Origin of the sequence: Bacillus sp. FJAT-27445, assembly GCF_001510665.1 — a bacterium.
Lineage (GTDB): Bacteria > Bacillota > Bacilli > Bacillales > Cytobacillaceae > Bacillus_D.
Genome location: NZ_LMTI01000006.1, coordinates 149,844 through 174,206, shown reverse-complemented (window position 1 = coordinate 174,206; position 24,363 = coordinate 149,844). Strand labels below are relative to the sequence as shown.

Annotated in this window: 20 protein-coding genes; 12 read left to right on the top strand and 8 right to left on the bottom strand. The window is 44.8% G+C overall.

Features of this window, described 5'->3' with window-relative positions; genetic code table 11:
- Window positions 1–75 precede the first annotated feature (75 nt).
- Window positions 76–621, bottom strand: coding sequence for a competence protein ComK (locus AR337_RS18275; RefSeq protein ID WP_059173472.1), 546 nt, complete (start codon window positions 619–621; stop codon window positions 76–78).
- Between the two features lie 469 nt (window positions 622–1,090).
- Here AR337_RS18275 and AR337_RS18270 point away from each other — a divergent pair, with 469 nt between their 5' ends.
- The 4 genes from AR337_RS18270 to AR337_RS18250 all read left to right on the top strand — a co-directional run bounded on the left by AR337_RS18270 (window position 1,091) and on the right by AR337_RS18250 (window position 4,489).
- Entirely contained in the window at window positions 1,091–1,558 is a 468-nt protein-coding gene (locus AR337_RS18270; protein WP_059173471.1) for a hypothetical protein, read from the top strand.
- 705 nt (window positions 1,559–2,263) lie between these two features.
- A complete protein-coding gene (locus tag AR337_RS18260; RefSeq protein WP_059173469.1) occupies window positions 2,264–2,650 on the top strand; it encodes a hypothetical protein in 387 nt (128 codons plus the stop codon).
- 18 nt (window positions 2,651–2,668) lie between these two features.
- Window positions 2,669–3,103, top strand: coding sequence for a hypothetical protein (locus tag AR337_RS23320; RefSeq protein WP_156424447.1), 435 nt, complete (start codon window positions 2,669–2,671; stop codon window positions 3,101–3,103).
- A gap of 453 nt (window positions 3,104–3,556) precedes the next feature.
- Entirely contained in the window at window positions 3,557–4,489 is a 933-nt protein-coding gene (locus tag AR337_RS18250; RefSeq protein ID WP_059173467.1) for a DMT family transporter, read from the top strand.
- Between the two features lie 80 nt (window positions 4,490–4,569).
- On the opposite strand, the gene AR337_RS18245 is transcribed toward AR337_RS18250, so the two are convergent.
- Both AR337_RS18245 and AR337_RS18240 read right to left on the bottom strand, forming a co-directional pair.
- Window positions 4,570–4,752: a hypothetical protein gene (locus AR337_RS18245; protein ID WP_059173466.1), complete on the bottom strand. Its 183-nt coding sequence runs from the start codon at window positions 4,750–4,752 to the stop codon at window positions 4,570–4,572.
- A 29-nt stretch (window positions 4,753–4,781) separates the two neighbouring features.
- Complete coding sequence (locus AR337_RS18240; protein ID WP_059173465.1) at window positions 4,782–6,350, bottom strand: hypothetical protein; 1,569 nt, start codon at window positions 6,348–6,350, stop codon at window positions 4,782–4,784.
- 256 nt (window positions 6,351–6,606) lie between these two features.
- On the opposite strand from AR337_RS18240, the gene AR337_RS18235 reads away from it, so the two are divergent.
- On the top strand, window positions 6,607–7,002 hold the full coding sequence (locus AR337_RS18235; protein ID WP_059173464.1) for a secondary thiamine-phosphate synthase enzyme YjbQ: 396 nt from the start codon (window positions 6,607–6,609) through the stop codon (window positions 7,000–7,002).
- A 75-nt stretch (window positions 7,003–7,077) separates the two neighbouring features.
- Here the strand turns inward: AR337_RS18235 and AR337_RS18230 are convergent, their stop codons facing one another.
- From AR337_RS18230 to AR337_RS18220, 3 genes are all read right to left on the bottom strand, one after another.
- Window positions 7,078–8,346, bottom strand: a complete 1,269-nt coding sequence (locus AR337_RS18230; RefSeq protein WP_059173463.1) for a glycosyl hydrolase family 18 protein — start codon at window positions 8,344–8,346, stop codon at window positions 7,078–7,080.
- Between the two features lie 879 nt (window positions 8,347–9,225).
- A complete protein-coding gene (locus tag AR337_RS18225; RefSeq protein ID WP_059173462.1) occupies window positions 9,226–10,953 on the bottom strand; it encodes a glycine betaine ABC transporter substrate-binding protein in 1,728 nt (575 codons plus the stop codon).
- A 4-nt stretch (window positions 10,954–10,957) separates the two neighbouring features.
- Window positions 10,958–12,163 carry a glycine betaine/L-proline ABC transporter ATP-binding protein gene (locus tag AR337_RS18220; RefSeq protein WP_059173461.1) on the bottom strand — a complete coding sequence of 402 codons (1,206 nt, stop codon included), beginning with the start codon at window positions 12,161–12,163 and terminating at the stop codon, window positions 10,958–10,960.
- A gap of 749 nt (window positions 12,164–12,912) precedes the next feature.
- Between AR337_RS18220 and AR337_RS18215 the strand changes: the two genes are divergently transcribed.
- Both AR337_RS18215 and AR337_RS18210 read left to right on the top strand, forming a co-directional pair.
- Window positions 12,913–15,552: a cation-translocating P-type ATPase gene (locus AR337_RS18215; protein ID WP_059173460.1), complete on the top strand. Its 2,640-nt coding sequence runs from the start codon at window positions 12,913–12,915 to the stop codon at window positions 15,550–15,552.
- A gap of 360 nt (window positions 15,553–15,912) precedes the next feature.
- On the top strand, window positions 15,913–16,941 hold the full coding sequence (locus AR337_RS18210; protein WP_059173459.1) for a PTS transporter subunit IIC: 1,029 nt from the start codon (window positions 15,913–15,915) through the stop codon (window positions 16,939–16,941).
- Between the two features lie 114 nt (window positions 16,942–17,055).
- On the opposite strand, the gene AR337_RS18205 is transcribed toward AR337_RS18210, so the two are convergent.
- The gene (locus tag AR337_RS18205; RefSeq protein ID WP_059173695.1) at window positions 17,056–17,862 is read right to left on the bottom strand and encodes a histidinol-phosphatase HisJ; all 807 of its coding nucleotides are present in this window, start codon (window positions 17,860–17,862) and stop codon (window positions 17,056–17,058) included.
- A gap of 238 nt (window positions 17,863–18,100) precedes the next feature.
- Between AR337_RS18205 and AR337_RS18200 the strand changes: the two genes are divergently transcribed.
- Entirely contained in the window at window positions 18,101–18,715 is a 615-nt protein-coding gene (locus AR337_RS18200) for a PH domain-containing protein (RefSeq protein WP_059173458.1), read from the top strand.
- Window positions 18,716–19,228: 513 nt separating this feature from the next.
- Complete coding sequence (locus AR337_RS18195) at window positions 19,229–19,408, top strand: hypothetical protein (protein WP_059173457.1); 180 nt, start codon at window positions 19,229–19,231, stop codon at window positions 19,406–19,408.
- 81 nt (window positions 19,409–19,489) lie between these two features.
- Here the strand turns inward: AR337_RS18195 and AR337_RS18190 are convergent, their stop codons facing one another.
- On the bottom strand, window positions 19,490–20,935 hold the full coding sequence (locus AR337_RS18190; RefSeq protein WP_059173456.1) for an alkaline phosphatase PhoX: 1,446 nt from the start codon (window positions 20,933–20,935) through the stop codon (window positions 19,490–19,492).
- A gap of 417 nt (window positions 20,936–21,352) precedes the next feature.
- Here AR337_RS18190 and AR337_RS18185 point away from each other — a divergent pair, with 417 nt between their 5' ends.
- The 3 genes from AR337_RS18185 (at window position 21,353) to AR337_RS18175 (ending at window position 24,006) form a co-directional block, all read left to right on the top strand.
- Window positions 21,353–21,553 (top strand): twin-arginine translocase TatA/TatE family subunit, encoded by a 201-nt coding sequence (locus AR337_RS18185; RefSeq protein ID WP_059173455.1) that lies wholly within the window; start codon window positions 21,353–21,355, stop codon window positions 21,551–21,553.
- Window positions 21,554–21,632: 79 nt separating this feature from the next.
- Window positions 21,633–22,367: a twin-arginine translocase subunit TatC gene (gene tatC / locus AR337_RS18180; RefSeq protein WP_059173454.1), complete on the top strand. Its 735-nt coding sequence runs from the start codon at window positions 21,633–21,635 to the stop codon at window positions 22,365–22,367.
- A 229-nt stretch (window positions 22,368–22,596) separates the two neighbouring features.
- On the top strand, window positions 22,597–24,006 hold the full coding sequence (locus tag AR337_RS18175; RefSeq protein ID WP_059173453.1) for a sorbosone dehydrogenase family protein: 1,410 nt from the start codon (window positions 22,597–22,599) through the stop codon (window positions 24,004–24,006).
- Window positions 24,007–24,363: the final 357 nt, after the last annotated feature.

Sequence of the window (24,363 nt, the reverse complement as noted above, 5' to 3'; positions counted from 1 at the left end):
TGAGGCAATGGATACGTCCCCCGCCTCACTGCTTCAAGAATGAGGCACTGGATACGTCCCCTGCCTCACTCTGCTTCACTCCAGCCGGTATTCGCCTTTTCCTTCGACGACGGTGAAGCCAGGCTTGGGTTCAAGGTAGAAAGTGAGCGGGTTTTGGGAGTTGCGGGTGACGATTTCCCTAAGCCGCCGGGCCTTGTCCAATTTCTTAATGAATAGGCTTTCCTTAATTTCAAGATCTATGGTATGGCCAAAGTTCATGAAAACCCGGGTGGTGGCTGCGCTGAGCGCCTTATGGCTCTGGATGTGCATCAATGATAGCCAAAGGCAATCGTTCCGTCCGATCGCCCTAGTCGGAAGCAGGAAAACTCCAAGCTGCGAGTTGATAGTAAGCGGAAGCATCTTACAATCCTTCCCCAACTGACACTTCGACCCGTCAATTGCACCCCGCAGGCTAAATCCTAAATTCTTCAATGTGAAATCTATAATCTTAAGCGGAGGTATGCCAATATTCAATTGGTCAAGCCCTTCCAACACGTATGAACCCTTGATCCCGTTTTCACCGTACATTCCCCAAAACCCAACTGTCTTTTCATTAATCATATATTGCGGTAAAATAATCATTCATTTGCCCCCTCGTATTGATTTATTTTCCAAAAGGGGTATACTAACAGTGAGTTGGTATACCCAACACTGAAGCCTCGGGACTGTCTCGCCAGACGTTCACCCGGGGTTTTGTTTTTTCGCCACATCGATTTCGACAAAAGGTGTCAAGTTTCTTCCTATTATATAGCCTATGTACTCATTGATGGAGTTGGATAAGTGAAAAGCGAAGAAATGCAAAAGACACCATGAATAATGAAGCATTGCCCTACTGTCCCAATTGGAAAGGTACGATCATGCCATTTTCATGATGCCTGTTTTAGCGGGTGATGGTGATTCAGCTTGTGGCCTTTGTGGTTAAGTAAGTGTGGTCGTTGGCTCAAGGGTGTACGGGGCCTAAGCAATCTATGCATAGTCGAATCTTTCTCAGAACAGAAGGAACATTTCCAGAACCATCCCTCCTTCCCCCTATAGTATGCGGGAAACGTAATTGGAAGTAAATTTAATATTTGTAAAATACTGTTACACCGGCCCATTAAACCTCCAGCAACCGCCCTCTAAATTAAATCCAACTATTGCCAACCCCATGCTATATCTGTATACTATTAATTCCTCTTACGAAAAACCACATACAAACAAAAAATTCCCTTCAATACCGCCATTCAGTTGGGAACAAACAACAAAAACCACTCAAAAATCCTTTAAAAAGCACAAAATATTATATTTAAAGAATATTTGTACAAATTTAAACAATTCCGACTACGTCACAAAATTTTCACTCGTTCCTTTTCCTTTTGGAAAAATTGGCCCATACCAGAAGCATACACCCCATCCTGCCTACAACAAGTATAAGGGGATGATCTCAGTCAACCCCCTTGCGCTTTGCAGGGACAAGGTTAAAACGGTCTTCATGTGTAATTCTAACAATACATTCTACCTAAAATTGATGATTTTTTAAAAATAATCATTTCTTCTATAGTAAATGTCCAAGCCATTCAGTTTCAGCTGCATTTTCTATTAATAGGAGAGGTGGTGAAAAGGATGTGGGACGAAAATTTTGCACAACATGTCTATAGTCTTATAGGACAAGATGTCGAAGTAACTACAACGGCAGGCACTTTTTGTGGCACCCTTGTATCTGCTGGCAGCGATTCTCTTGTATTACAAACACGATTTAGAGGCCGAATAATACGAAGGATAATTCGGTTTGCTTTGATTGTCTCGCTTTTCAGGTTATTTATAGGCCCAAGAGGCATCTTTTAAAACAAAGCCCCATTTTTAAGCGCAAAAGCGCTTTTTTTTTCTAACCTGGATTGAGGCATTGGAAAAGCCCCAGCTCTACTATTGACTTTGAATATCTCTGTGTTTCTCCTGCACACAGTTTTGTGAGTAGGTTCAAAAACCAGAAAGTAAATCCGCTTCAATCTTCGTAAATATCGTATTAATTAACTCGATTCTACTGTTTATAGCTTTTTAATGTTCTTCAATATTCTCTCCAACATAAGAGGTAGCCCAAAACAAACGATACATAATGAAACTCGGCACTACTACCAAAGTGAAGCAATAGATACGTCCCCTGCCTCACTACTAAAAAAACTTGCACTACCCCTGTCCTTTTCACCGGAAATTCCGTATATAAAGAGTGAAAGGGTGGTGCACACATATGAAAATCCAATCCGTGTCCCGGTTAAAACAATATTCCCAATTTGAAAGCACAGAAGAGTTCAGAACCCACTTCGCACAGTGGCTCAACGCAAACAGAGACATTTTCCCAAAACGCCAGCTCATCGGCCTCAAACGCCTTGCCCTCTTTGCGGCAGCCATACCCGGGGTCACCAACGTCACAATCGGCGCAGTCCTCACCTCCGTCAACATGCAGCACAACACAAACTCAAACGTCCTGTCCCGCGCCACCTTTAAAAGAATGACCCAAAAAACCAGCAAACTCGGCATACTCACAATCTACGAAATCGAACGGTCAGACGGCTCCCAAGACGGCAACCTATACATATTCAACCGCTATCCCGAAAACCATCAGCACACCAACTAACCAAAAGGAGCCCAAACCATGAACCCAATCGTCCTATCCATACCCGCCGGCGGCACATACGACATCATCACCGAACACAACATCCATGCCTACCCCCATCCGCGTTCCTACAAATCCGACTCCTACGTAACCTTCAGAAAACGCGGTGGTGCCATGGAAACCCTCTACACCATCCAAAAAGCCGCAGCCTTCGATCCATTCAACGACACCATCGACCCACTCATCAAACACCTCGACCAAAACGAAAAACTCCGAATCAAAGCCTACATCTACGACCGCAACAAAGGCTGGGGATTCGAAAAACCCGCCCACCCCTACATGTTCTGGATCCTAAAGACCGAAAAACACCTCACTCACAAACCCAAACCACCCATAACTTACGGCGGCCACATCTACTTCACCTTCGCCGACCTCACCACCGGAAATGAAATCGTCGAGATCTTAAGGCAATAAACCTCTTTGGGGAAAAATTGGCCCATATCCAAGGCCCGCCTGTGCAACAGGCAGACAGCAAATACCCAACGTTTGCCGTACCCCCTGCACGCCCAGGCGCCCACAACGCAAAACACAGAAAAAACGCCCCCGTTAAAACCGCGACAGCGATTATAACGGGGCGCCAATCTGGTTGAACCCGACATTGTCGCTCATCCGAATTTGAGCAACACCTTTCCTGCTTTTGAGTAAATCTTTGTCGCTTAACGGTATTTGAGCGACACCTTTTCCGCTTTTGAGTAAATCTTTGACGCCCAACTGCTTCTAACGGGGACACCCCGGAATCGCACGGCATTCTCCAAATACCGCACCAAAGCTTTTCTTTCCCGCCATCACAGCAAGCTCACCTCACCGTTTTCCCCGGGAGGAATACATTAAAAAAAGAAGTCAGTAAAAGAACTAGAGGCGAAGCTCGTGAAACGTAAGGAATTTGCTGTTTTGTTTGCATTGGCAGCTTTGTTTGGGTCATCATTCTTATTCGTTCGGATTGCATCCCCGGCAATCGGTCCTTTTCTTACCTCTCAAGGACGGGTCACCTTTGCGACTCTCGGTTTGGTGGCGATTGCTCTTTTTTACAAAAAATCAATTCATCTCAAGCAGCGATGGAAACACTTTTTAATCATCGGCGCCCTGAATTCCGCAATCCCCTTTACGCTCGTTTCCCTGGCGGCCCTTCATTTGAATGCGTCATTATTAGCAATCATCAATGCCATGATTCCCTTTTTCACAGCAATCGCAGTCTGGGTCTGGATGAAGGAAAGGCTTACCCTTTCTAAAAGCCTGGGAATTATGCTTGGGTTGATCGGCGTTGTCGTTACCGTTGGCTGGAGTCCTGTAGAGCCAAGCCTTGAGGTTCTTCTGGCGAGTTTGTGCTCCCTTCTCTCGACTGTTTCCTATGCCTTCGGTGGTGTTTATGCGAAAAAAACCTTCAAGAATTGCTCTCCATTGACGGTTGCCTTTGGCCAGTTGATGGGCGCTACACTATTATTAATTCCGATTACCTTGGCCGGTTATCCAGAACAAATGATTATCCTGACACCAGTCGTTTTGTATTCAGTACTTGGAGTCGCCTTTTTCTCGACAGCCTTAGGGTATCTCCTTTATTATTATCTAATTGATCATGTCGGCCCCACAAAAACTGTTACCGTGACATTTTTGATTCCACCATTTGGCATGGTATGGGGAGCCATCGTACTGGGTGAACAGATTACCTCCGGAATGTTTGCCGGCCTGATAATTATATTAGGGAGCCTCGTCCTCATAACACGCAAAGAGGAACAACTGAAGCGTGAAGCGGGGAACGGATCTAATACTTCAATTTCTTCACATAATCTTCAACCAAAGTGAAACCCCTGCTTCACCTAGGACCCAACTTCTCATTTTTTAAAAAAGACATCCTCCACGCCGCTGTACTGATACTCCCACGGCTAAACCCGTGGGGTTCTGAATCCATTGCCTTCTTCCTTGCCGGCAGCCACAGTTCGCATCTTGATACGCTCGGCATCTAGGGCTAGGACACTGGGACAATTTCCTTCAGGACTTTCGCGTCCAAAGCAGCCTCCGCTGCCATTTGCGGCCGCATCTTTTGGCTTTCGCAAGCCCGGTGGCATCACACCGCCTAAATATGATTAGGTTTTCATCACAGGAGGATTCCGGAGTTGAGGATCCTTCTTTCCTCTTTTATGATTGTATTGATTTCCTGGTCGTGAAGGCTCTTGAATCGTCGAAAGGTCTCCATGCATGCCTTTCGTTTCGCTTTTGTTCCGGAAGAATCTGCGTTCATCAACAAAAAGGCGGAATATAAATCCCTTTGGATTTTTGTCTCATCCTCAATCACATGCCATCGTTCTGACAGTGGTTTTTTAAAGAAGTCGTTCCGGACATGGCAGTACTGGCTTGCCTTGAAGGTCTGGGTGTTGACCCTTTTAAAAATCCCGCCAAGGCTTTTCACCTTTTGTTCCAGTATGCTTACAAACATGGAGGGGGCCCTGTGGCCGATCGTCTTTCCGAACCGTTTCTTCCTGGCATATTTACCGGTTTTTTCGGAAACCTTTGTTTCCTTTGCCCGTTTTTGCAGGGCTTTGAAATTCATAGTTTCAATGAAGAAGGCATCACCGAGCGGAAGCAGGGAGTTCGCGAGCCCCTGGTGCGCGAGTTTTCGGATGGCGGCCTGCCTGCGGTTTAGTTCCCTTACCCTTGCCTGCTGTTTTTGGTAGCGGTTTGATAACTGCCATTCTTTTCTGCCTTTTTTTATTGTGCCGTTTTCGTGATAGTTGCCGGGGTTCATGGCGCGCCTGGAACGGTCCATCCTTCTCTGGGCCAATTTGATTTCCCTTGCCAGTATTTTTACATCTTCCGCCAGGTTGTAGAGAGCTACTTTTTTAAGGGAGGAAACAGCGAGGGTCGCCGTGCCGATATCAAGCCCTATTCTGCCTTTCCCGAGCTTCCTTCCTTTTGACGATGGGTAGCCAGCAATGATCAGGTCGGCAAAAAAGCGTACCTTCCCGCGGATGATTTCCCTTACAATCCGGACATATTTGACATGATAAAAATCGTTGATGGTTTGGGCTTCCCCGTTTTTCTGAATGGTATAGGTGAATGGGGTTTTCTTTTCGAGATGGGAGAGGATTTCGGACACATAGCTGTCATGCCCCGTCCACTTCAGAGGGGTGGACATGTCCTTATAGACGAGATGCTTATTGTGATACCGCCAGCCTGTCTTATTGGTTTTTCCTTCGAAGCTCGCCATTTCCCCTTTTCGGAGGAACACGACCTTCTTTGCCTTCCCGAACAGTTTTTTCCTGAAGGTAAGCCAGGCGCGGGAAGCGGTTTTCTGGGCGAAGGCTGCGTTCACCTTGTCCCCAAAATGCTTACGGATGCCTTTTACCCAAGCGTGCGAGGCATACTCGGTCAGCTGGTATTGTTCCCTTAAGTCCTTGAGCCTTTCCCGGACGCATTCCAGCTCGTTTTGCAGGAAGGGGTTCTCTTCATCAAATGCCAGTTTTCCTTTGATCCCATGCAACTGCCGGATCCATCTTTTGTATTCCTTCAGCCTTTTCATCTGGTTTTCCAGCTTCAGATAGTTCCCGAGGACAGTGTTGTAGATGACACGGAGGATTTCCAATTCTTTGTCGGCAGCGGAAAAAAGCCCGGGATGGCTGTCAAGCTCCAGAGTGAGGACAAAGCTGGGTGAGCGGGGAATGGCCATATGAAAAACCTCCACAAACATATGTTCCTGTATATTGATTATACTTTAGCTGAAGCGGGGATACAAGAAATAGCCGCTGTTATGATAGAATAAAACATGAAGCAATATCCGGCTTCCGGATACTTGAGGTGCCGAAAAGCTGTTGGTTTACGGCACCCCGCATCCGGCCTCACTCCCATCCCACCCCTGAAGGAGTGAGCTTTCCCGTTCGGAAAGTCTGTAAAGTAGCCACTAAGGAGAAAGGGGAGATTGTTCCATGATAAAGAAATTCACGCTGCAAACGAATCACCGTGATGAAATGGTTGAGGTAACCCAGCTTATTCAGAACTTCGTATCCGACCAGGGCTTAAAGGAAGGGGCGGTCATCGTCTATTGCCCGCACACGACAGCTGGCATAACCATTAATGAAAATGCGGATCCCGACGTAAAGCGCGACATGATCCGCCGCTTTGATGAAGTCTATCCGTGGCACCATGAATTAGACAGGCATATGGAAGGAAATACGGCCGCGCATATGAAAGCCAGTACGGTAGGGTCCTCCCAATTCGTGATAGTCAATGAGGGTCGGCTATTGCTCGGGACGTGGCAGGGCATCTATTTTTGCGAGTTCGATGGGCCCAGAACCCGGCAATTTGTTGTAAAAGTCCTATAAAGCGGGGGATGGATTCATTTTTTTCACACTCTTTTACCAAAGTGAGGCACTGCATACGTCCCCTGCCTCACTGCCTCACTGCTTCACTTCGAAAATTTCGTTTGATAGGTAAGCCCAATTTTGTGGGGCGGGGAGGCTGATTTGCCAGTAGGTTGTTCCGGCGAGGTTGTATTGGTCGATAAGTTGGTATTTTTTGATGTAACTGCGGATGTCTTCGAACCAGACAATATGCTCTTCCGTCCCCTTCCAATATCGGTACCATGGAGATTGGGCAGTGGAATCAAATTGGATCGATGTTCCCACTGATATTGCCTGATTTTGTGCGGCCAGGACCGACAATCCCTTGGCTGCATTTGTCGATACCACCTTGTCGTAGCCATACAGCGGCATCGCCATCATCAGTTTCTGCGGATTCACCAACCGAATCGCATACGCCATTACCTGCTCCACCCAATATATTGGAGAAACTGGGTCGGGCGGGCCCCCGGGATAGCCATAATCAATTGTCATTACCGCCATCATGTCGGCAATGTTTCCAATAGCCGCATAGTCATATGCCCCGACAATCCGATTCGTTGGCAAATCCTCGGTCTTGGCATGGACATTCACATGTAAAAGAAGATTTCCTAGTCGCCGCTTCAAATCCCGCAGGAACAAGGAAAAATCATTTCGCCTTGCTGGAGGGATAAACTCCAGATCAAGGCTCACTCCCCCGAACCCTCGGCTGGCAGCCAAATTGGCGATACTCGCTACCAAGTTTTGCCTGAACGTTGGATTTTCAAGAACGCTTCCCACCAGCTCCGCACTGAACCCGCTCGAATCCATATTCCGAATCATCAATAACGGGACAATCTTTACTTGTTTGCACCTTGCGACAATCGCGGAGTCGTCCCTCTCAGCATAAGCATAACCCTGCGCCGTAATGGAGTAATTAACAATCGCCGCATACGTTAATTGATTGGCCAGTGAATCAATAACTGACAGGTCCGCCGCGGTTCCAGAGGGAACAAGGAATCCCAAGGCCATCATCTCCAACTTGATTGGGGAGGGGATGGTAAGAACCTGGCCAATTCTTAGCCGATGGATATCAAGACCCGAATTCGAAGCAGCAATCGATGAAATCGTCGTGCGGAAACGCTGCGCAATTTCCCAAAGAACATCCCTCGCCTTAACCCGATAAACCCGGGATGCGAGGCCAGCCTCCGGAATATAAAGGGCAAGCCCCGGAACAATCATTGACGCAGATGCCAACCCATTCACACGAACAATCGAATCAATCGAAACCCCATACTTCCTCGAAATCAGCCACAAATTCTCGCCAGTCCTCACAACATGGACACTCATCCCATCACCCCCCTCTTATCATCTTATGAACGAACCTGCCAAAATCTAACCCCTTTTTGGAAAAATTGGCCCATATCAGAAGCCCCCTGTCCAACAGGCAGCCATCAAATACCCCCCGTTCACCTTACACCCTGCACAAAAAAAGCGCCCCCGTAATATCCGCAACAGCGGTTATTACCGGGCGCTAATCATTCAGTCTAGCTTTAAAAATACAAACCTCACTTTTACCGGGTCTGGCCATTTAATGTCACTCATTCCAATTTGAGTGACATCTAACCCGGTTTTTGGGCCGTTGCTGTCACTAAACCGGGTTTATTCTGACAACCCAACCCGATTTTAACCTTTGCTTGTCACAAATCCGGGCTTATTCTGACAACCCAACCTGATTTTAGCGTTTGCTTGTCACATATCCGGGATTATTCTGACAACCCAACCCGATTTTAACCTTTGCTTGTCACATATCCGGGTTTATTCTGACAACCCAACCCGACTTTAGCGTTTGCTTGTCACATATCCGAATTTATTCTGACAACCCAACCCGATTTTAACCTTTGGTTGTCACATATCCGGGATTATTCTGACAACCCAACAGGATTTTACCCTTTGCTTGTCACATATCCGGGATTATTCTGACATCCCAACCCGATTTTACCCTTTGCTTGTCACATATCCGGCCTTATTCTGACAACCCAACAGGATTTTACTCTTTGCTTGTCAAATATCCTAGCTTATTCTGACAACCCAACCGGGTTTTGGGCAGTTGCTGTCACTAATCCGAACCCAGGTTTTGGGCTTTTGCTTCAGCACGGCTACAAGCGCATAAACTGCAAAAACCCGCTTAGAGCTACTAAGCGGGTTTCTTCATTAATATTATACGCCTTATTTCAAATCCTCAATCGAATCAATATCGACATACTCAGGTACGACTAATCCATTTTTTGTTCCTTTAAGGTTTAGTCCAAGGTCGACGAAATCGTCCTTGTAGGTATTATAATATTCGTTATGGGTACTTGGCAGCCAGGCCGCAACCATTGCATCGGAACTTCCGTTGGCAACCCCGGCAAACATCGGCCCAACTTCAACCTGGCTAAGTGTAACCTTGTAGCCATACTGTTCAAGGACCTTGCCGATGACATTCGTACTGGCGATTTCTGTATCCCAGGCAACATAGACAAGGTTGATTTTTTGGCCGTTGCCTTTTTGGGCCCCGTTTGTCCATTTAGCTACTGTATCCTTATTTTCAGCTATCCAATTTTCAGCAGCTTCAGAAGCAGACATTCCCTCTTCGATAGAGACCATTACGGCTTCCATATCGGCAGTTTCCCAGGAGAATTGATCAAGGATTTTATACGCTCCCGGAGCATCCTGCTCGAGGCCTTTTCTCACGATTGTATGAATACCTTCAATCCCTCCGAATACGCCATTCGGGTCGTCAAGATATTTCAAATCGAATTTGGAAAACATCCAGTGTGGCGACCAGCCGGTGACAATAATCGGCTGTTTATTTTTATAAGCTTTCTGCAATTCTGCAATCATTGCTGCCGAAGATCCTTCAACAACTTTCCAATTATCGAGCCTATACTCATTAATGGAATTGCTGGCCTGTGCCATGATTCCGGCCCCAGGTTCAATCCCGATGATTTTATAATTGGTTTGGGCGCCAATCGCATTGGGATCGCCTGTAATTGCCTCTTCTTTAGCAAATCCTTGTACAAGGAGAGTCCCGACAACAAGCGCGGCTAACAGGCCAAAAACAATTCTTCCCTTAACGACATGCCCGTATGCAGGCTTGCGTAAGTTTTGCGTGAGGCGGTCAAGGATAATCGCGATAAAGACAATGGATAAACCTGCCTCGAACCCTTGCCCTACATTAATTTGGCTGACTGCACGGTAAACATCCGCCCCAAGGCCGGGTGCTCCAACTAACGAAGCCGTAACGACCATGGACAGGGCTAGCATGATGCTTTGGTTAACTCCTGCCAACATCGTTGGAGTGGCCAGTGGGAGCTGGACTTTCAGCAACTTCTGGCCTCTTGTTGAACCGAATGCATCCGATGCTTCAATCAGGTCCCTAGGTACTTCCTGAATACCAAGATTGGTCATGCGGATGGTTGGTGCAATTGCGAAAATAAACGAAGCAATAATCCCTGGAACGACTCCGATTCCAAAAAATAAAATCGAAGGAATCAAATAAACGAACGCAGGCATTGTTTGCATGAAATCCAAAACAGGCGTGACAATCCTTTGTACTGTTTTGTTTTGTGCACACCAAATTCCAAGCGGGATGCCGATCAGGATTGTTAAAAATCCCGACACTAATACAATGGCAAGTGTTTGAATCGCTGAGTCCCAGTATCCAAGATTATCGATCAACAGCAAACTGACCAGCGTAAAGATTCCTAATGGCAATCTGCTCGTGTATGCGACTAAAAGGGTCAGTACGACGATTAATACAATCGGAGGGCCCGCACTTAATACATTCACCATTAAATCCAATAACCCATCGATTGTTGTTGTAATAAATGAAAACAAGCCAGCAAACGCTACGGTGATCCATTCAACTAGGGAATCGATCCATTTTCCAAGAGGGATTTTTGGCATATTCATGAAATCATTCCCCCTCCATTTCGTTCAAGGAATCCTTATTTCCCGCTAAAGCGCCAATAACAGCTCCCCGGACAATAATTCCTTTAATTCTATTCTCTTCATCAACAACGGAAATCGGCAAACTTGAAGTTGCCATCGTATCCATAAGATTAGTCAATAACGTATCCTCGGCGACCGTCGGAATGTCAGTTGTCATCACGTCGGAAATCGTCTGGTTCTGGTCAATGGCCTGCCGCGCTTGTTCAGCGGTCAATGCCCCAAGCAGTTTCCGGTGGCGGTCCACGACAAATATGCTTGAGTACCCTTGCTTCCGCATAATTTCAAGGGCAACCCGCGGGCCTCTGTCAACACTAATTCTTTCCGGCCGTTTCATCACATGCGATGCCGTCAACACCTTCGACAAATCGACATCCTCAACAAATTTCTCCACAAATTCATTTGCAGGCTGCATCATGATTTGTTCCGGTGTGCCTAGCTGAATAACGCTGCCGTCCTTCATCAAAGCAATTCGATCTCCAATCCTTAATGCCTCATCCAGGTCATGGGTAATAAAAATGATCGTTTTCTTGTATTGTTCCTGGATCTCGATCAATTCATCCTGCATGTCTTTTCGGATTAAGGGGTCAAGAGCACTGAAGGCCTCATCCATTAAAATGATATCCGTATCGCTTGCGAGAGCACGGGCCAAGCCAACCCTCTGTTGCATTCCACCACTCAGCTGTGATGGGAACTGGTTTTCGTACCCTTTTAAACCGACACTCGCCAAAGCCTTCATTGCTTTTGAACGGCGTTCATCTACAGGTACTTTCTTAATTTCAAGACCATACTCCGCATTCTCCACGATCGTTTTATGCGGGAACAGGGCGAAATTTTGAAAGACCATGCTAAGTTTCTTCTGCCTGACTTCCCTTAACCGGGCAGTATTCATTTTGACAATATCTTCATTGTCGATTAAAATCTCGCCGATTGTCGGATCAATCAGCCTGTTAAACATCCGGATTAGGGTGGATTTCCCGCTTCCGGATAAACCCATAATCACAAATATTTCGCCAGGATAAATTTCAAAATTGACATTATTCACGCCAACTGTCTGTCCTGTCTGTTTCAAAATATCTCTTTTTGATTTGCCTTGCTTCAACAAATCCGTTGCTGCTCTAGGAGATTTTCCAAAAATCTTGGAAACATTCCTTACTTCTACTATGGGATTCATCAAGTCACCTCATTCTGTAAAATTGCCCATATCATATTTATTTTTGCCATTTTTTATCGTTTTCATTAGCCTGGAGGTTAGAAAAAACATCTGTTAAGGAAAATGGCTACCAAGTGGCAACTTATACTATAACAATAAGTTGGCACTTTTGAAAAGACCTTTACTACTATACACGAATTTGAATGAGATTTCTTGTCTCACGCATTTTCAATATAGTAAAACCCTTACATTGCCATCATCAATCTCAAAATCAGAATTAGTCCGGATAAAATTTGCCATCAGCAACATATAATTGCAAAAACCCGCCAGGTCCAAAACTACCTGGCGGGTTATCTTCTATCTTCCTATATTAAAGTTGTTTGGTATTATTCAAGGAATAATCAACTGGTCAGACATCTTAACTTCCTTTTTTCTTTATGTACCTAAGAAGTTTAGAACTATGAACGAGTGGGAATAGTACTCAAAGAATGTGAACTATGTTAAAATAAATTATATTAAAAACATTCTTTGACACTGTGTCAAAGGGGAGTAGCTTTGGAATGGATACCCCATTCCTTAATAAAGTCGTCACTCCGTGATCATCCGATCATCGGCTTTATTGGCATTCTACTGATTGCTAAGCGAGACCTTTGCCTTTATGGCTGAGGTCTCGCTTTTTTTTATCCCGGAAGCTTCTCCTTCCGATGTGAGATCAAAGGCCAGTTGTATCAAAGCCTTTTAATAATGAATTTTGCGAAAGGAGCACTGGAATGAATTTTTATCAACAGAGTAAGGAAGAAGTACTGAAGTCCGTTCAATCCTCACTGAATGGGTTAAAGAATGAGGAAGTCCGAACTCGTCTTGAAAGAGACGGCTATAACGAAATTAAGGATAAGGAAAAAGTTCCGACATGGAAGCTTTTCCTGGAAACTTTTAAGGACCCAATGGTCATTGTGTTGCTAATTGCCGCGGGTGTACAAGTGGTTCTTGGCGAAATCGTCGAATCACTCATCATCTTGCTTGTCTTGATCTTGAATTCTATTATTAGCGTCGTTCAAACGAAAAAAGCGGAAGGGTCACTGGAGGCTTTACGCAATATGTCGGCACCAGAGGCAAAAGTAATCCGGGATGGAATAAAGCAGACAATCCCTGCAAGAGAACTTGTCCAGGGGGATATCGTCTTCCTCGAAGCCGGCGATTACGTTCCAGCTGACGGACGAATCCTGGCAAGTGCATCTTTGAAAGTGAATGAGGGGATGCTGACAGGGGAATCAGAAGCAGTCGAAAAGCATACGGATCCCATTTTGGATGAGGCACCACTAGGTGATAGGAAAAACATGGTATTCAGCAGCTCTCTTGTTGTTTATGGCCATGGTAGACTGGTTGTCACAGGGACAGCTGAAAAGACTGAAATCGGAAAGATTGCAGACATGCTTGCGACTGCCGAAGCAAAACAGACGCCGCTTCAACGAAAGTTGGATGCATTCAGCAAAAAACTTGGCATGGGGATCCTCCTCTTATCTATATTTATTTTTGCCTTGCAGGCGGTCCGGATTTGGTTAGGCAATGATGTTGTTGATACTAGCACAGCCCTTCTGAATGCGTTAATGTTTTCAGTCGCTGTTGCCGTTGCCGCCATACCAGAAGCATTATCAGCCATTGTCACAATTGTCCTTTCAGTCGGGACGAATAAAATGGCAAAACAGCATGCGATTATCCGCAAACTGCCTGCTGTTGAAACATTGGGGTCTGCGAGCGTCATCGCAACGGATAAAACAGGAACGCTAACAAAAAACAAAATGACCGTTACGGATCATTTCATTCCGGGTGCCTCCGAAAAACCACTGAAGGAAAATCCAAATAAGTGGAATGATTCTGAACGAATGCTCGTCAATATCGCTGCATTATGCAATGACTCATACATCAACAATGACGGACAGGAAATCGGCGACCCAACAGAGGTAGCGCTCATTCAGTTCGCCAATAATACCAACAAGGACTATGATGAGCTTCGCCAAACCTATCCGCGCGTGGCTGAATTGCCGTTTGATTCAGACCGGAAATTGATGTCAACCGCCCATACAATCAACGGGCGGCGGATGATTTTAACAAAAGGCGGACCAGATGTGATGTTTGGCCGCGCAAGCCATATGCTTATTGAAGGCAAGGAAGTACCATTAACAGATGAAAGCCTGAAGCAATTTATACAGGCTAACGAACATTTCTCCAACCAGGCTTTACGTGTTTTGGCATATGGCTACAGAGTATTGCCTGAAGGCCAGGACGACATTGACGTAAGCGATGAAAACAATCTCGTGCTCGTCGGGCTGACGGCGATGATTGACCCTCCTCGCGATGAAGTTTATGAAGCGATTAGAAATGCAAAAAGCGCCGGAATAAAAACGGTCATGATTACAGGCGACCATAAAACAACGGCCCAGGCGATTGGCCGGGACATCGGCTTGATGGATGAAGGTGACATAGCCCTATCAGGACAAGAGCTTGACGCCATGTCCGACGATGAACTTGATAAGAAACTGGAACGCGTTTCGGTCTATGCCCGCGTTTCACCTGAAAATAAAATCAGGATCGTCCGTGCGTGGCAAAGAAAAGATAACGTCACGGCAATGACCGGCGATGGGGTAAACGACGCTCCGGCATTGAAACAAGCGGATATTGGGGTGGCGATGGGCAGCGGGACAGATGTCGCAAAAGACGCTTCCTCGATGATCCTCACTGACGATAACTTTGCATCCATTGTCAAAGCGGTGGGAGTCGGCAGGACGGTCTACGCAAATATTAAAAAAGCAATCAGCTACTTATTTGCCGGTAACCTTGGAGCCATCATTGCGATTCTTTACGCAGTCATATTCAACCTGCCGAATCCATTCACAGCAATCCAATTGCTTTTCATAAACCTTGTGAATGATTCCCTTCCGGCGATTGCACTAGGTATGGAAAAACCTGAACCAAATGTTATGAAAAAGAAACCACGCGATCCGAATGAAGGGCTGTTTGCAGGCGGCACATTACAAGCAGTGGCAATCCGGGGTATTTTAATCGGGGCAGCGGTCATCTTTTCCTTCTATCTCGGCTTGCAGCACTCCAATGAAATGGGGGTTGCCATGGCCTTCACAACATTGATTTTATCAAGGACTCTGCAAACATTTGCCGCCCGTTCCAATACCCAAACAGCAATCGGAGCTGGATTCTTCAGCAATAAACCAGTCATTGGCGCAGTCCTATTGGGATTTGTCCTTTACGGAGTCACAGTGCTTCCATTTACACGCGAAATCTTTGAAATCCCCGCAGAATTTGGCTGGAATGACTTCCTCATTGCAGCAGGCCTTGCAGCCGCAGCAGTCATACTAATGGAAATCGTGAAAGTCATTCGCAATAAGATGCAATAGTGATGCAAGGGGACGTATCCGCTGCTTTGATACATGGGGACGTATCTGCTGCTTCATTCGAGTCCCGAATGAAGCGATGGAAACGTCCCCTGCCTCATCACTGCCTCACTGCTTCACTACTTTAAAATATCTCGGTATAACTTTATTCAGAATCCCACTTTAACCGGTTGAAGGGAAAATACAAAGGATTGAAAGCGTTTAAAATTCTCTGAATAGAAAAATTACATTGACACTAGCAAAAAACAACTATATTATAATAACAATTGCCATTAAATCATTCATAGCTAATTTATGAGTGATTTTTTTTGGATAAAAAAATTAGAAAATTCCAATAAACACTTGCAGGAGGAAAAATCACCAATGAAACCATCAACAAAGAAGTATTTGATCGACCGAATGTATAAAGCTTCACAAGGACTCGCCAATGCGGTTCTGGTTACGCTCGGAATCGGCCTGCTCATTGAATCGTTAGGAACCTTTACTGGCTGGGAAGGCTTTAATCAAATTGGAAAAGCAACACAGCTAATGCTCGCTCCGGCACTTGGCGCGGGGATCGCCTACCAGCTTGGAGGCAATACACTTGTTATTTTTAGTGCGATGGCTTCAAGTACGATAGGTGCCCAAGCCGTCCAACTTACTGAAGACGGCGGGGTAACCCTTGTGACCGGGCAGCCGCTCAGTGCTGTGTTGGCTGCGATTATCGCTACTTGGGTAGGAAAAAGAGTTATGGGAAAAACAAAACTAGACATGATGGCAATCCCATTTTCGGCTGTTTTTGTTGGCGGGGTCTCCGGAGTATTCCTGGCAATCATTACGACTCCATTGATCAACTGGCTAAGTGCACAGATTACTGCATCCGTTGAAGGTTCTCCTATTATTGGACCAATGGTCATTTCACTTGTTTGGAGCATTTTCCTTATGTCACCCGCATCCTCCGCGGCAATCGCAGTCGCTTTGCAGCTTGATCCCGTTTCCAGCGCGGCGGCATTGATCGGCTGTACGGTACAATTTGCTGCATTTACAGCAATGTCCTATAAACAAAATGATGTTGGTGCTAATATTGCTCAATCGCTCATTACGCCTAAAGTTCAATTCCCTAACCTTGTGAAAAATCCTCGGTTGGCGATTCCGCCATTTATCGCGGCAATCATTTGCGCACCAATTGCAACAGTCATTTTTGATTTTCAAGTGCCTTATCAGCTTGCTGGACTCGGTTTGAATTCTTTGATCGCGCCGATTAACATTTTGGCGGAACAAGGCCCGGTCGTCCTGGCAATCTATATTGCTGTTGGCGTTATTTTACCAATCATTATTTCACTAGGAATCTTTAAACTCATAAGCCTAAAAGGTTGGGCAAAAGCTGCCGACATGAAGATGGAATTGCAATAGACGATCGTTTAACCATGCAAAAAGGGACGGTTCTTGTTTGCCGATAAGCAAAGGGAACCGTCCCCTTTTTTTAGGAAAAATACATAATGAAGAGTACCGGAACACACTAACCCGTTATAGCGGCACAGCCACCCTCTTCTTCTCCTTAAAATAAACCCACTCGGTAAAGCCGATTTCTTTGAGGCGTTGCCGGACAAAGTCGAAGTCGTCTCCTACTCTTTCGGGGTCATGGGCATCAGAGCCAAACGTGACTGTTACTCCGTAATGCTTGGCAACTTCCAATATTTTGTCAGAAGGGTACCAACCTCCGCAGTCCTTCGTTTTGCCAGAAGTGTTAATTTCAATGGCAACATCCTGTTCACCAATGATTTTGAGCGTTTTTTCAATTGCATTGGTCTCGATTGACGAAAAAGATGGATAGAATCCCTTCATTGCATCAATGTGGCCAAGGATTTGGAACAGGCCGCTTCGTGCCGATTGTTCGATTAATGAGTAATAGGCATCCTTCACACGTACTTTTTCACTATTTGAAAGACCGTCCCACCGCATCTTTTTAAAAATGCTGACATCCTCCACAAAATGCACAGAACCAATAATATAATCAAACGGATATTTGTTTAGAAAGCGTCGGTATACTTCCACATGTTTTGGAAAAAAGTCTGCTTCCACTCCCAACAATACATCAATTTTCCCATTATATTTTTCCTTTAACTGCAGAACTTCCTGCACGTAACCTTCAAATTCACTCTTCGCCATCGTCACTCCAGGAAATGGCCGGTCCTCTTCTTCGGCAAAATAAGGAGAGTGGTCGGAAATTCCAACAGCTGTCATTCCTTTTTCGATTGCCGCTTCAATATAGCTTTCAATGTTCCCGCGCGCATGGCCGCAGCGGTCATGGTGGGTATGCAGATCGAATAGCACGGTTGGTTTATTCAAGTCAAAATCCTCCTACTATCTTTTAAAGTTCCAAAAAAGCCCTATTCCTTTAATTCGGCAAAAACCAAAAATCCCCTTCAGAAGTTCTCTTCTCCCTTTTGGCAAACGACCTTCTATCCCATCCTATATCAAAAAATCGTTTTTATCCAAAAAGATAAATTTTAAAAAAGGCCGTTATGGTAAAATGAAATTGTTAATTAAAATGGAAAAGGGTGAGAGGAAAATGTTTAAAAAACTGGCTTCCGATGCTCTTGGCTTGTCGGATATTGGAAAAATCATTGAGCCTCAGGACTTTGACAAAACGGATGCAGATGACTATGTCCGCCATGAAGATAATGAGAAAATTTACTTCCTGATTAAGACGAAAGCGGATGAATATTGCTTCACAAATTTGGCCTTCCTTCATGTTGACGGGGAAAATGCGATTTCCTCCAAGCGGATACTGAAACGCTATCCTTATTCTCAGTATAAAATCACCGATGTCCTGCTTGAAACAGCGGGAAGGGTTGACCTCGATATCGAGATAAAATTCACTTTGGGAAACCAGCAGTTCAGCATTGATGTCGACAAAAAGCAAATCAATAAACTGAACGACCTCTACAAAGCCCTGCTCTACATATCCGAAGTTACAATCGAAAACAATATTATGCTGCAAATGGCCAGCGCAAGCCTTGATAAGGCCACAACTATCCTGCAAAACTCAAGGCCGGCTGACGTTGTGCTCGCTGAACAGTACAAGCAGATAACCGAGTTTAGCTTCGAGTGGCTGAAATCGACACGCGAACAATACCATCAAAAAGATTTCGGAGCGGTTTTTGAGAAGTACATTAATAACTAAGGAACAGTCATTAAATAGTTTAAACACTAATAAAATAGGGTAAAGCAAATAATCTAAAGGACAATCCCTGGATTTAGGTTCGTTCTGACTTTTTCCACTTCGCCTATGGTTTAATAATGCGGAAGGAGGAACGGTTGATGATACAATCTGATCCGAATGAATGCGTCTATTGTGGGGACCAGCTAAACAAATGGGAAAGCAATAGAAGCTATTGTTGGAATTGCAACGATTCTACTTCCCCTGAAGCCTTTCACGAAGAAGACGAAATTTTAAATAACCAATGACGTTGAAACACCGCACCCTCGTGCGGTGTTTTTTTTTGAAAATTGGCCCATGCCATCAAGCAGCTCATCCCTAGTTTCCCCTACACGAACAGTCTCCATCTCTCGAAAACATCCCAAAAAAATCAAAAATTTGACACTAATTGTCCAAAATGCCGCAACAATTATAGCATCATTTATCACGAAAACAATGTGATAATAGTGTTAACAAAGAGTGAAAGGATGTCTCCGCATGGAAACGACGTTACAAGAAATGCTAAAAAAACGCCCAGGGATGAGCATACTTCAGCTAAAGAAAGCCCTACTCGCACAACAAAGGAATGGGTACGCCCTTATTGATGCCGATATCGCCACCCTCGAACTTTCCCAGCCATTTACATATGAATACACCAGGCTTAGCTCATCTTATTAACTAAAGAGGGACGGTTCCTGTTTGCCTTGGCAAATAGATAACCGTCCCCGTTCACTTTCCAACTAAGCAGAACCGTTCCTCTTAGCCGATATCCACTCCAGCGCGTACGAATGCTGCCGCTTCTAGAATAGACATACCTTGTTCCTCGGCAGCCTTAGCCACTTTTTCTGAAACTTGCGGTGCAAGATTCGAAGGAGCAGCATAGGACATTTCCCTAGCGCGCGCCGAGTTTCGGCGTTGGAACGGTCCCCAAATCGCAAAGGTTTTACCTGGATCTTGAATATTGACAAACAGTGTGTTTCCGTCTGGCGAGAAAGTTGGGCCTGCCAATTCAGAATCACTTAAGCGGTTGGCGGCAAAAACATAGACGTTTCCTTCTGGTGTAATTCCAAGTAGACGGTCTTGGCCGGAACCATCTTCCGCAATCCAAAGGTCGCCCCAAGGAGTCATGCAGATATTATCTGGATATTCCATATCTCGGGCATCATTTCCCTCATAAAACAACTCCAATGTATTCGTGTGAGGAATATAACGGTAGACGCGTCCAAGTTTTTTCTCGCCGGCAGATGTGTCATCGAACCAGAAAACTCCGCTCTGGAAGAACGCTCCCTCTAGTCTAGAGAATTCAATGCAGTTATGCTTCTTCGCATCCTCGCGGCAGAAATGAGCATCAACTTCTTTCCATACAACTTGGAATGTTTGTCCTGTTTTAAACGTACTTGCCGATGGATCTGTTACTGCTTCAATCGCCGCGGCATAAAGCTTACCGCCTTTATGTAAGGAGCCTACTGTTTGGCTTGTGTCATTCGGAATGAAACGGTAGAAGTAGCTCGGGCTGGCATCTTCTGTTAAGTATACATAACCTGTCGATGGATCGATTGCACATGCCTCGTGTGAGAAACGCCCCATTTCCTTTATCGGGGTTCTGGACAATTCGTTTTCCGGCTGTGTTGGATCGACTTCAAAAACATAACCGTGTGTTTCGGAACGTGTTTCTTCACATGTCAGCCATGTTCCCCATGGCGTGGCACCGCCAGCACAATTTCGGATTGTCCCGGAGGATGTTACATATTCTTTAATGACTTCTCCATTTTGGCCAACAACTAGAGCCGTTGTTCCACCTACAGCCGCTGGGTCATAAGGGCTTTTTCCAACTACTGGATGCTTTGCATTTGTCCCTAATTCATGGTTACGGACAAGAATCGTTGTATTATTTGGTCCTTCAAATGCTGCCATCCCATCAAACGCTCCAGGGATTTTGCTGCCGTCTGACATTGCTTCGCCTTCTAGCGAAATAATTTTGTAGTGGAAGCCTTGTGGAAGATCAAGAATTCCGTTCGGATCCGGAACCAAAGGACCATATCCGGCAAAGCCGCTTGCAGGATTATCATTTTTATCTGCTAACACTTTAGAACCAAGTGCGAGAACACCAGTTGATCCAAGAGTCAGAGCAAGTGTCCCCATTCCTCCAGCCTTTAAGAAATCCCGTCTGTTCAAGCCATTTTTCGTAGTTTGTTTAGTATCCATAGAATACGCAGCCCCTTTACAGGTATTTTTCGAAGCACAGGTTTAGAATAGTCTGCGAATTTTAATAAATGGTTGAAACCTTGTATGGGTTAAGTAAAAAATTATTAAGATATGTAAACTGTGGTTGTAAGGGTTATCAACAACGATAAACGTTAAACTACCTGCATTGGTTACTCTTGGAAGCTTTATTTTATCAAGCGGAAACCACAGAAAAACCTAGGATTACTCTATATTGCTGTAACAATGTTAATACTATTTTTACTATTCTTTACACTCGTTTTATAAACATTTGCCTACTCTTTCACTATAATCAAGGTGATTACATAACCAACTTCGAAGGGGGCACAAGACAATAGAACACGGCCGTATGAAAAAAGAGAATGTTTTAGCGCTCATATACAATTGGAGGTGCAGTCCTTGCTTCAAAATATCGGAATACCAGGATTAATTCTCGTTCTAGTGATTGCTTTAATTATTTTCGGTCCATCCAAATTACCTGAATTAGGACGAGCTGTTGGATCTACATTAAAGGAATTCAAAAAGTCTACCCGTGAGCTGGTTGCCGACGAAGAACATACAAAAGAGAAGAAAATTCTTCCTGAGGAAAAAGGAATTTAGCCAAAACAAGAAGATGTAAGCGACAATTTGTGCTTACATCTTCTTTTTACTGAAGGATTAACAGGAGGAGGCAGTATAAATGCTAGCAAAAGATACCCATTTAATTGGACATTTAGAGGAACTTCGCCGTCGTATAATCATAACAATGTGCGGCTTTATCTTTTTTTTAATGGCAACAATTATTTTTGTGCCAGATTTGTATCGCTGGCTAATCAGGGATTATTACGGGAAGCTGGCAGTGCTGGGCCCAAGTGATATTTTATGGGTTTATATGACTTTATCATGTGTTTTTGCCATTGCATGTACCATTCCCCTGGCTGCATATCAAACGTGGAAATTTGTTTCCCCTGCATTAAAGGAAGAAGAGAAACAAGTGACGCTTAAGTTTATTCCAGGTTTATTTATATTATTTGTTGTGGGGATTTGTTTTGGATATTTCGTTCTTTTTCCAATCGTGTTGGGTTTCCTTACAAGCCTCTCTGCCGGGGAATTCGAAACAATGTTTACAGCTGAAAAATATTTTGCGTTTATGATTAACCTAACACTTCCGTTCGGATTTATATTTGAAATGCCGCTCGTTGTTATGTTTTTAACGAGATTAGGGATCTTGAATCCTGCAAGGCTCAAGAAGGCTCGAAAAATTTCCTACTTTGCTTTGGTGGTCTTGTCCATTCTAATAACACCGCCGGATATCGTTTCAGATATCTTAGTCATCGTTCCCTTACTAACGCTTTACGAAATCAGTGTATCTCTTTCCAATCTTATTTATAAAAAAAGAATCAAGGCTGAAACAGGTATTTCCCTCAATACTTAGAGCACTACAGCGATAAACAAAAGGATAGAAGAGTAAATCGCAAATGATTTACTCTCCTTTTTTATTGAATCACGGTTTTCAAATCCCCTCGGCCTCCCTTCCCTAAAATCCGCTGATTCTAAAAACAATACAGTATCTAGTAGGATTCCTCTGCCCCGCCCGGTACTAATAGAGCAAATCAAACCATATTCTTATAAAAAAGAACCGATAAGAACGGGGGGAATGTCCGTTGAGAAAAGTTAAGGTTCGTTTACAGCCGATTGTACGGAATATAAATTTACCGACTGTAATGAAAACAGCGTTCCTTCCGGGGGACCCGGTTGAAAGATTATTCATTGCAACTCAGGTGGGGGAGATTTTTTACATAGGAGACGGAGGGCTAAGGACTTTTTTAGACATTCGCCTGCGGATCATTAAGCTCGGTACTTCCGGTGGCGGGTATGATGAACGGGGGTTGCTCGGGCTCGCGTTTCATCCCGAATTTCACAGCAATGGCCTCTTTTATCTTCATTATTCAGCAGCTGGAACACAAGGCCCGGGTGCACTTTCTGAGCATTTTGCGCCTAATCCGTGCGATCCCAGAACGTTAAACCTAAGGTGGACAAACAGAGAAACGCGCTATGACCATATTGATACAGTTGAAGAATGGATATTACGGGCGAATGGCCAGCCCCAGAAACGGCGAACGTTGCTTAACGTAAGGAGGCCATTTTTTAACCATAATGGCGTCAACAGCCTGAACTTTTCACCTGAAACAGGAAAGCTTGTTTTAACAACGGGCGATGGCGGGTCAGGCTATGATCCATTTAATTTAGCCCAGGACGACATGGAAATTGCGGGGAAAATCATCGAAATTGATGTAGGTAAAAATACGTCTATCACCAACCCGCCTGTCGTCACGCGATTTAATGAACTTCCCCTGCCAATTCAGGAAACCCTCACGGTAATTGCCAAAGGAGTTCGAAATATACCAGGCATTTCATATCAAAGGATTCAGCAGCTGTATATGAAATATGCGGGAATTGTCGGCCAAGACTTTGCAGAGTCTATTTTTTCATTTGTTCAATATAAACCAATACCAGTTACTCAACTTGTTAAAGCCGCTCAAATGAACGCTGAACTCGAGCAAACAGGATTGATTAACTTTGGCTGGCGAGGATGGGAAGGCACGTTTCCCACACCGGTTATAAGGGGCTGCCCCGGGAATCCTGGTTCAAATGCGCATACATTTGCCTATTACAGTGATGCAGTAAATACGTCAGTGAGGCGCCTCCCGCCTTTAACCACCTATCTTCATAAAGATTCCCGGCCCGATAAGTTCGGCGGGACAGCACTTACCGGAGTGCAAGCCTATATGGGGAGTGGAATCCCTGCCTTAACGGGAAGCGTTCTGTTTACCGACCTTGCCCGAAAGGAATCCTCCCCGGTTAGAGGCGTTTTAGCTTATTCCACCGCAAGAACAGATGGAAAACTAAACGATTATAGTGTCATAGAAACCGATAATCCTTTTGGTTCTCAATCGGCTTATTATGTTAGTCTCGGAACAAATCTGAACCAAACGAGACTCTATTTAGGGGTATATGGCTCCATGAGGGTGACCGATTTTAACCGAGGGACTGTTTTTGAGATTTCACCATAAATCTTTGCTTGTCATATTAATCGGGATTATTCTGACAACCCAACCCGATTTTCGCTTTTGCTTGTCATATATCCAGGCTTATTCTGACAACCCAACCCGATTTTACCCTTTGCTTGTCACATATCCTGGCTTATTCTGACAACCCAACCCGATTTTACCCTTTGCTTGTCACATATCCTGGCTTATTCTGACAACCCAACCCGATTTTATCCTTTGCTTGTCACTTATCCTGGCTTATTCTGACAACCCAACCCGATTTTACCCTTTGCTTGTCACATATCCTGGCTTATTCTGACAACCCAACCCGATTTTACCCTTTGCTTGTCATATATCCAGGCTTATTCTGACAACCCAACT

Coding starts and splice junctions, on each gene's coding strand:
- AR337_RS18275 (WP_059173472.1), bottom strand. CDS start 621: ATGATTATTTTACCGCAATATATGATTAATGAAAAGACAGTTGGGTTT.
- AR337_RS18260 (WP_059173469.1), top strand. CDS start 2,264: ATGAAAATCCAATCCGTGTCCCGGTTAAAACAATATTCCCAATTTGAA.
- AR337_RS23320 (WP_156424447.1), top strand. CDS start 2,669: ATGAACCCAATCGTCCTATCCATACCCGCCGGCGGCACATACGACATC.
- AR337_RS18245 (WP_059173466.1), bottom strand. CDS start 4,752: ATGCCACCGGGCTTGCGAAAGCCAAAAGATGCGGCCGCAAATGGCAGC.
- AR337_RS18240 (WP_059173465.1), bottom strand. CDS start 6,350: ATGGCCATTCCCCGCTCACCCAGCTTTGTCCTCACTCTGGAGCTTGAC.
- AR337_RS18235 (WP_059173464.1), top strand. CDS start 6,607: ATGATAAAGAAATTCACGCTGCAAACGAATCACCGTGATGAAATGGTT.
- AR337_RS18230 (WP_059173463.1), bottom strand. CDS start 8,346: ATGAGTGTCCATGTTGTGAGGACTGGCGAGAATTTGTGGCTGATTTCG.
- AR337_RS18225 (WP_059173462.1), bottom strand. CDS start 10,953: ATGAATATGCCAAAAATCCCTCTTGGAAAATGGATCGATTCCCTAGTT.
- AR337_RS18220 (WP_059173461.1), bottom strand. CDS start 12,163: ATGAATCCCATAGTAGAAGTAAGGAATGTTTCCAAGATTTTTGGAAAA.
- AR337_RS18215 (WP_059173460.1), top strand. CDS start 12,913: ATGAATTTTTATCAACAGAGTAAGGAAGAAGTACTGAAGTCCGTTCAA.
- AR337_RS18210 (WP_059173459.1), top strand. CDS start 15,913: ATGAAACCATCAACAAAGAAGTATTTGATCGACCGAATGTATAAAGCT.
- AR337_RS18200 (WP_059173458.1), top strand. CDS start 18,101: ATGTTTAAAAAACTGGCTTCCGATGCTCTTGGCTTGTCGGATATTGGA.
- AR337_RS18195 (WP_059173457.1), top strand. CDS start 19,229: ATGGAAACGACGTTACAAGAAATGCTAAAAAAACGCCCAGGGATGAGC.
- AR337_RS18190 (WP_059173456.1), bottom strand. CDS start 20,935: ATGGATACTAAACAAACTACGAAAAATGGCTTGAACAGACGGGATTTC.
- tatC (WP_059173454.1), top strand. CDS start 21,633: ATGCTAGCAAAAGATACCCATTTAATTGGACATTTAGAGGAACTTCGC.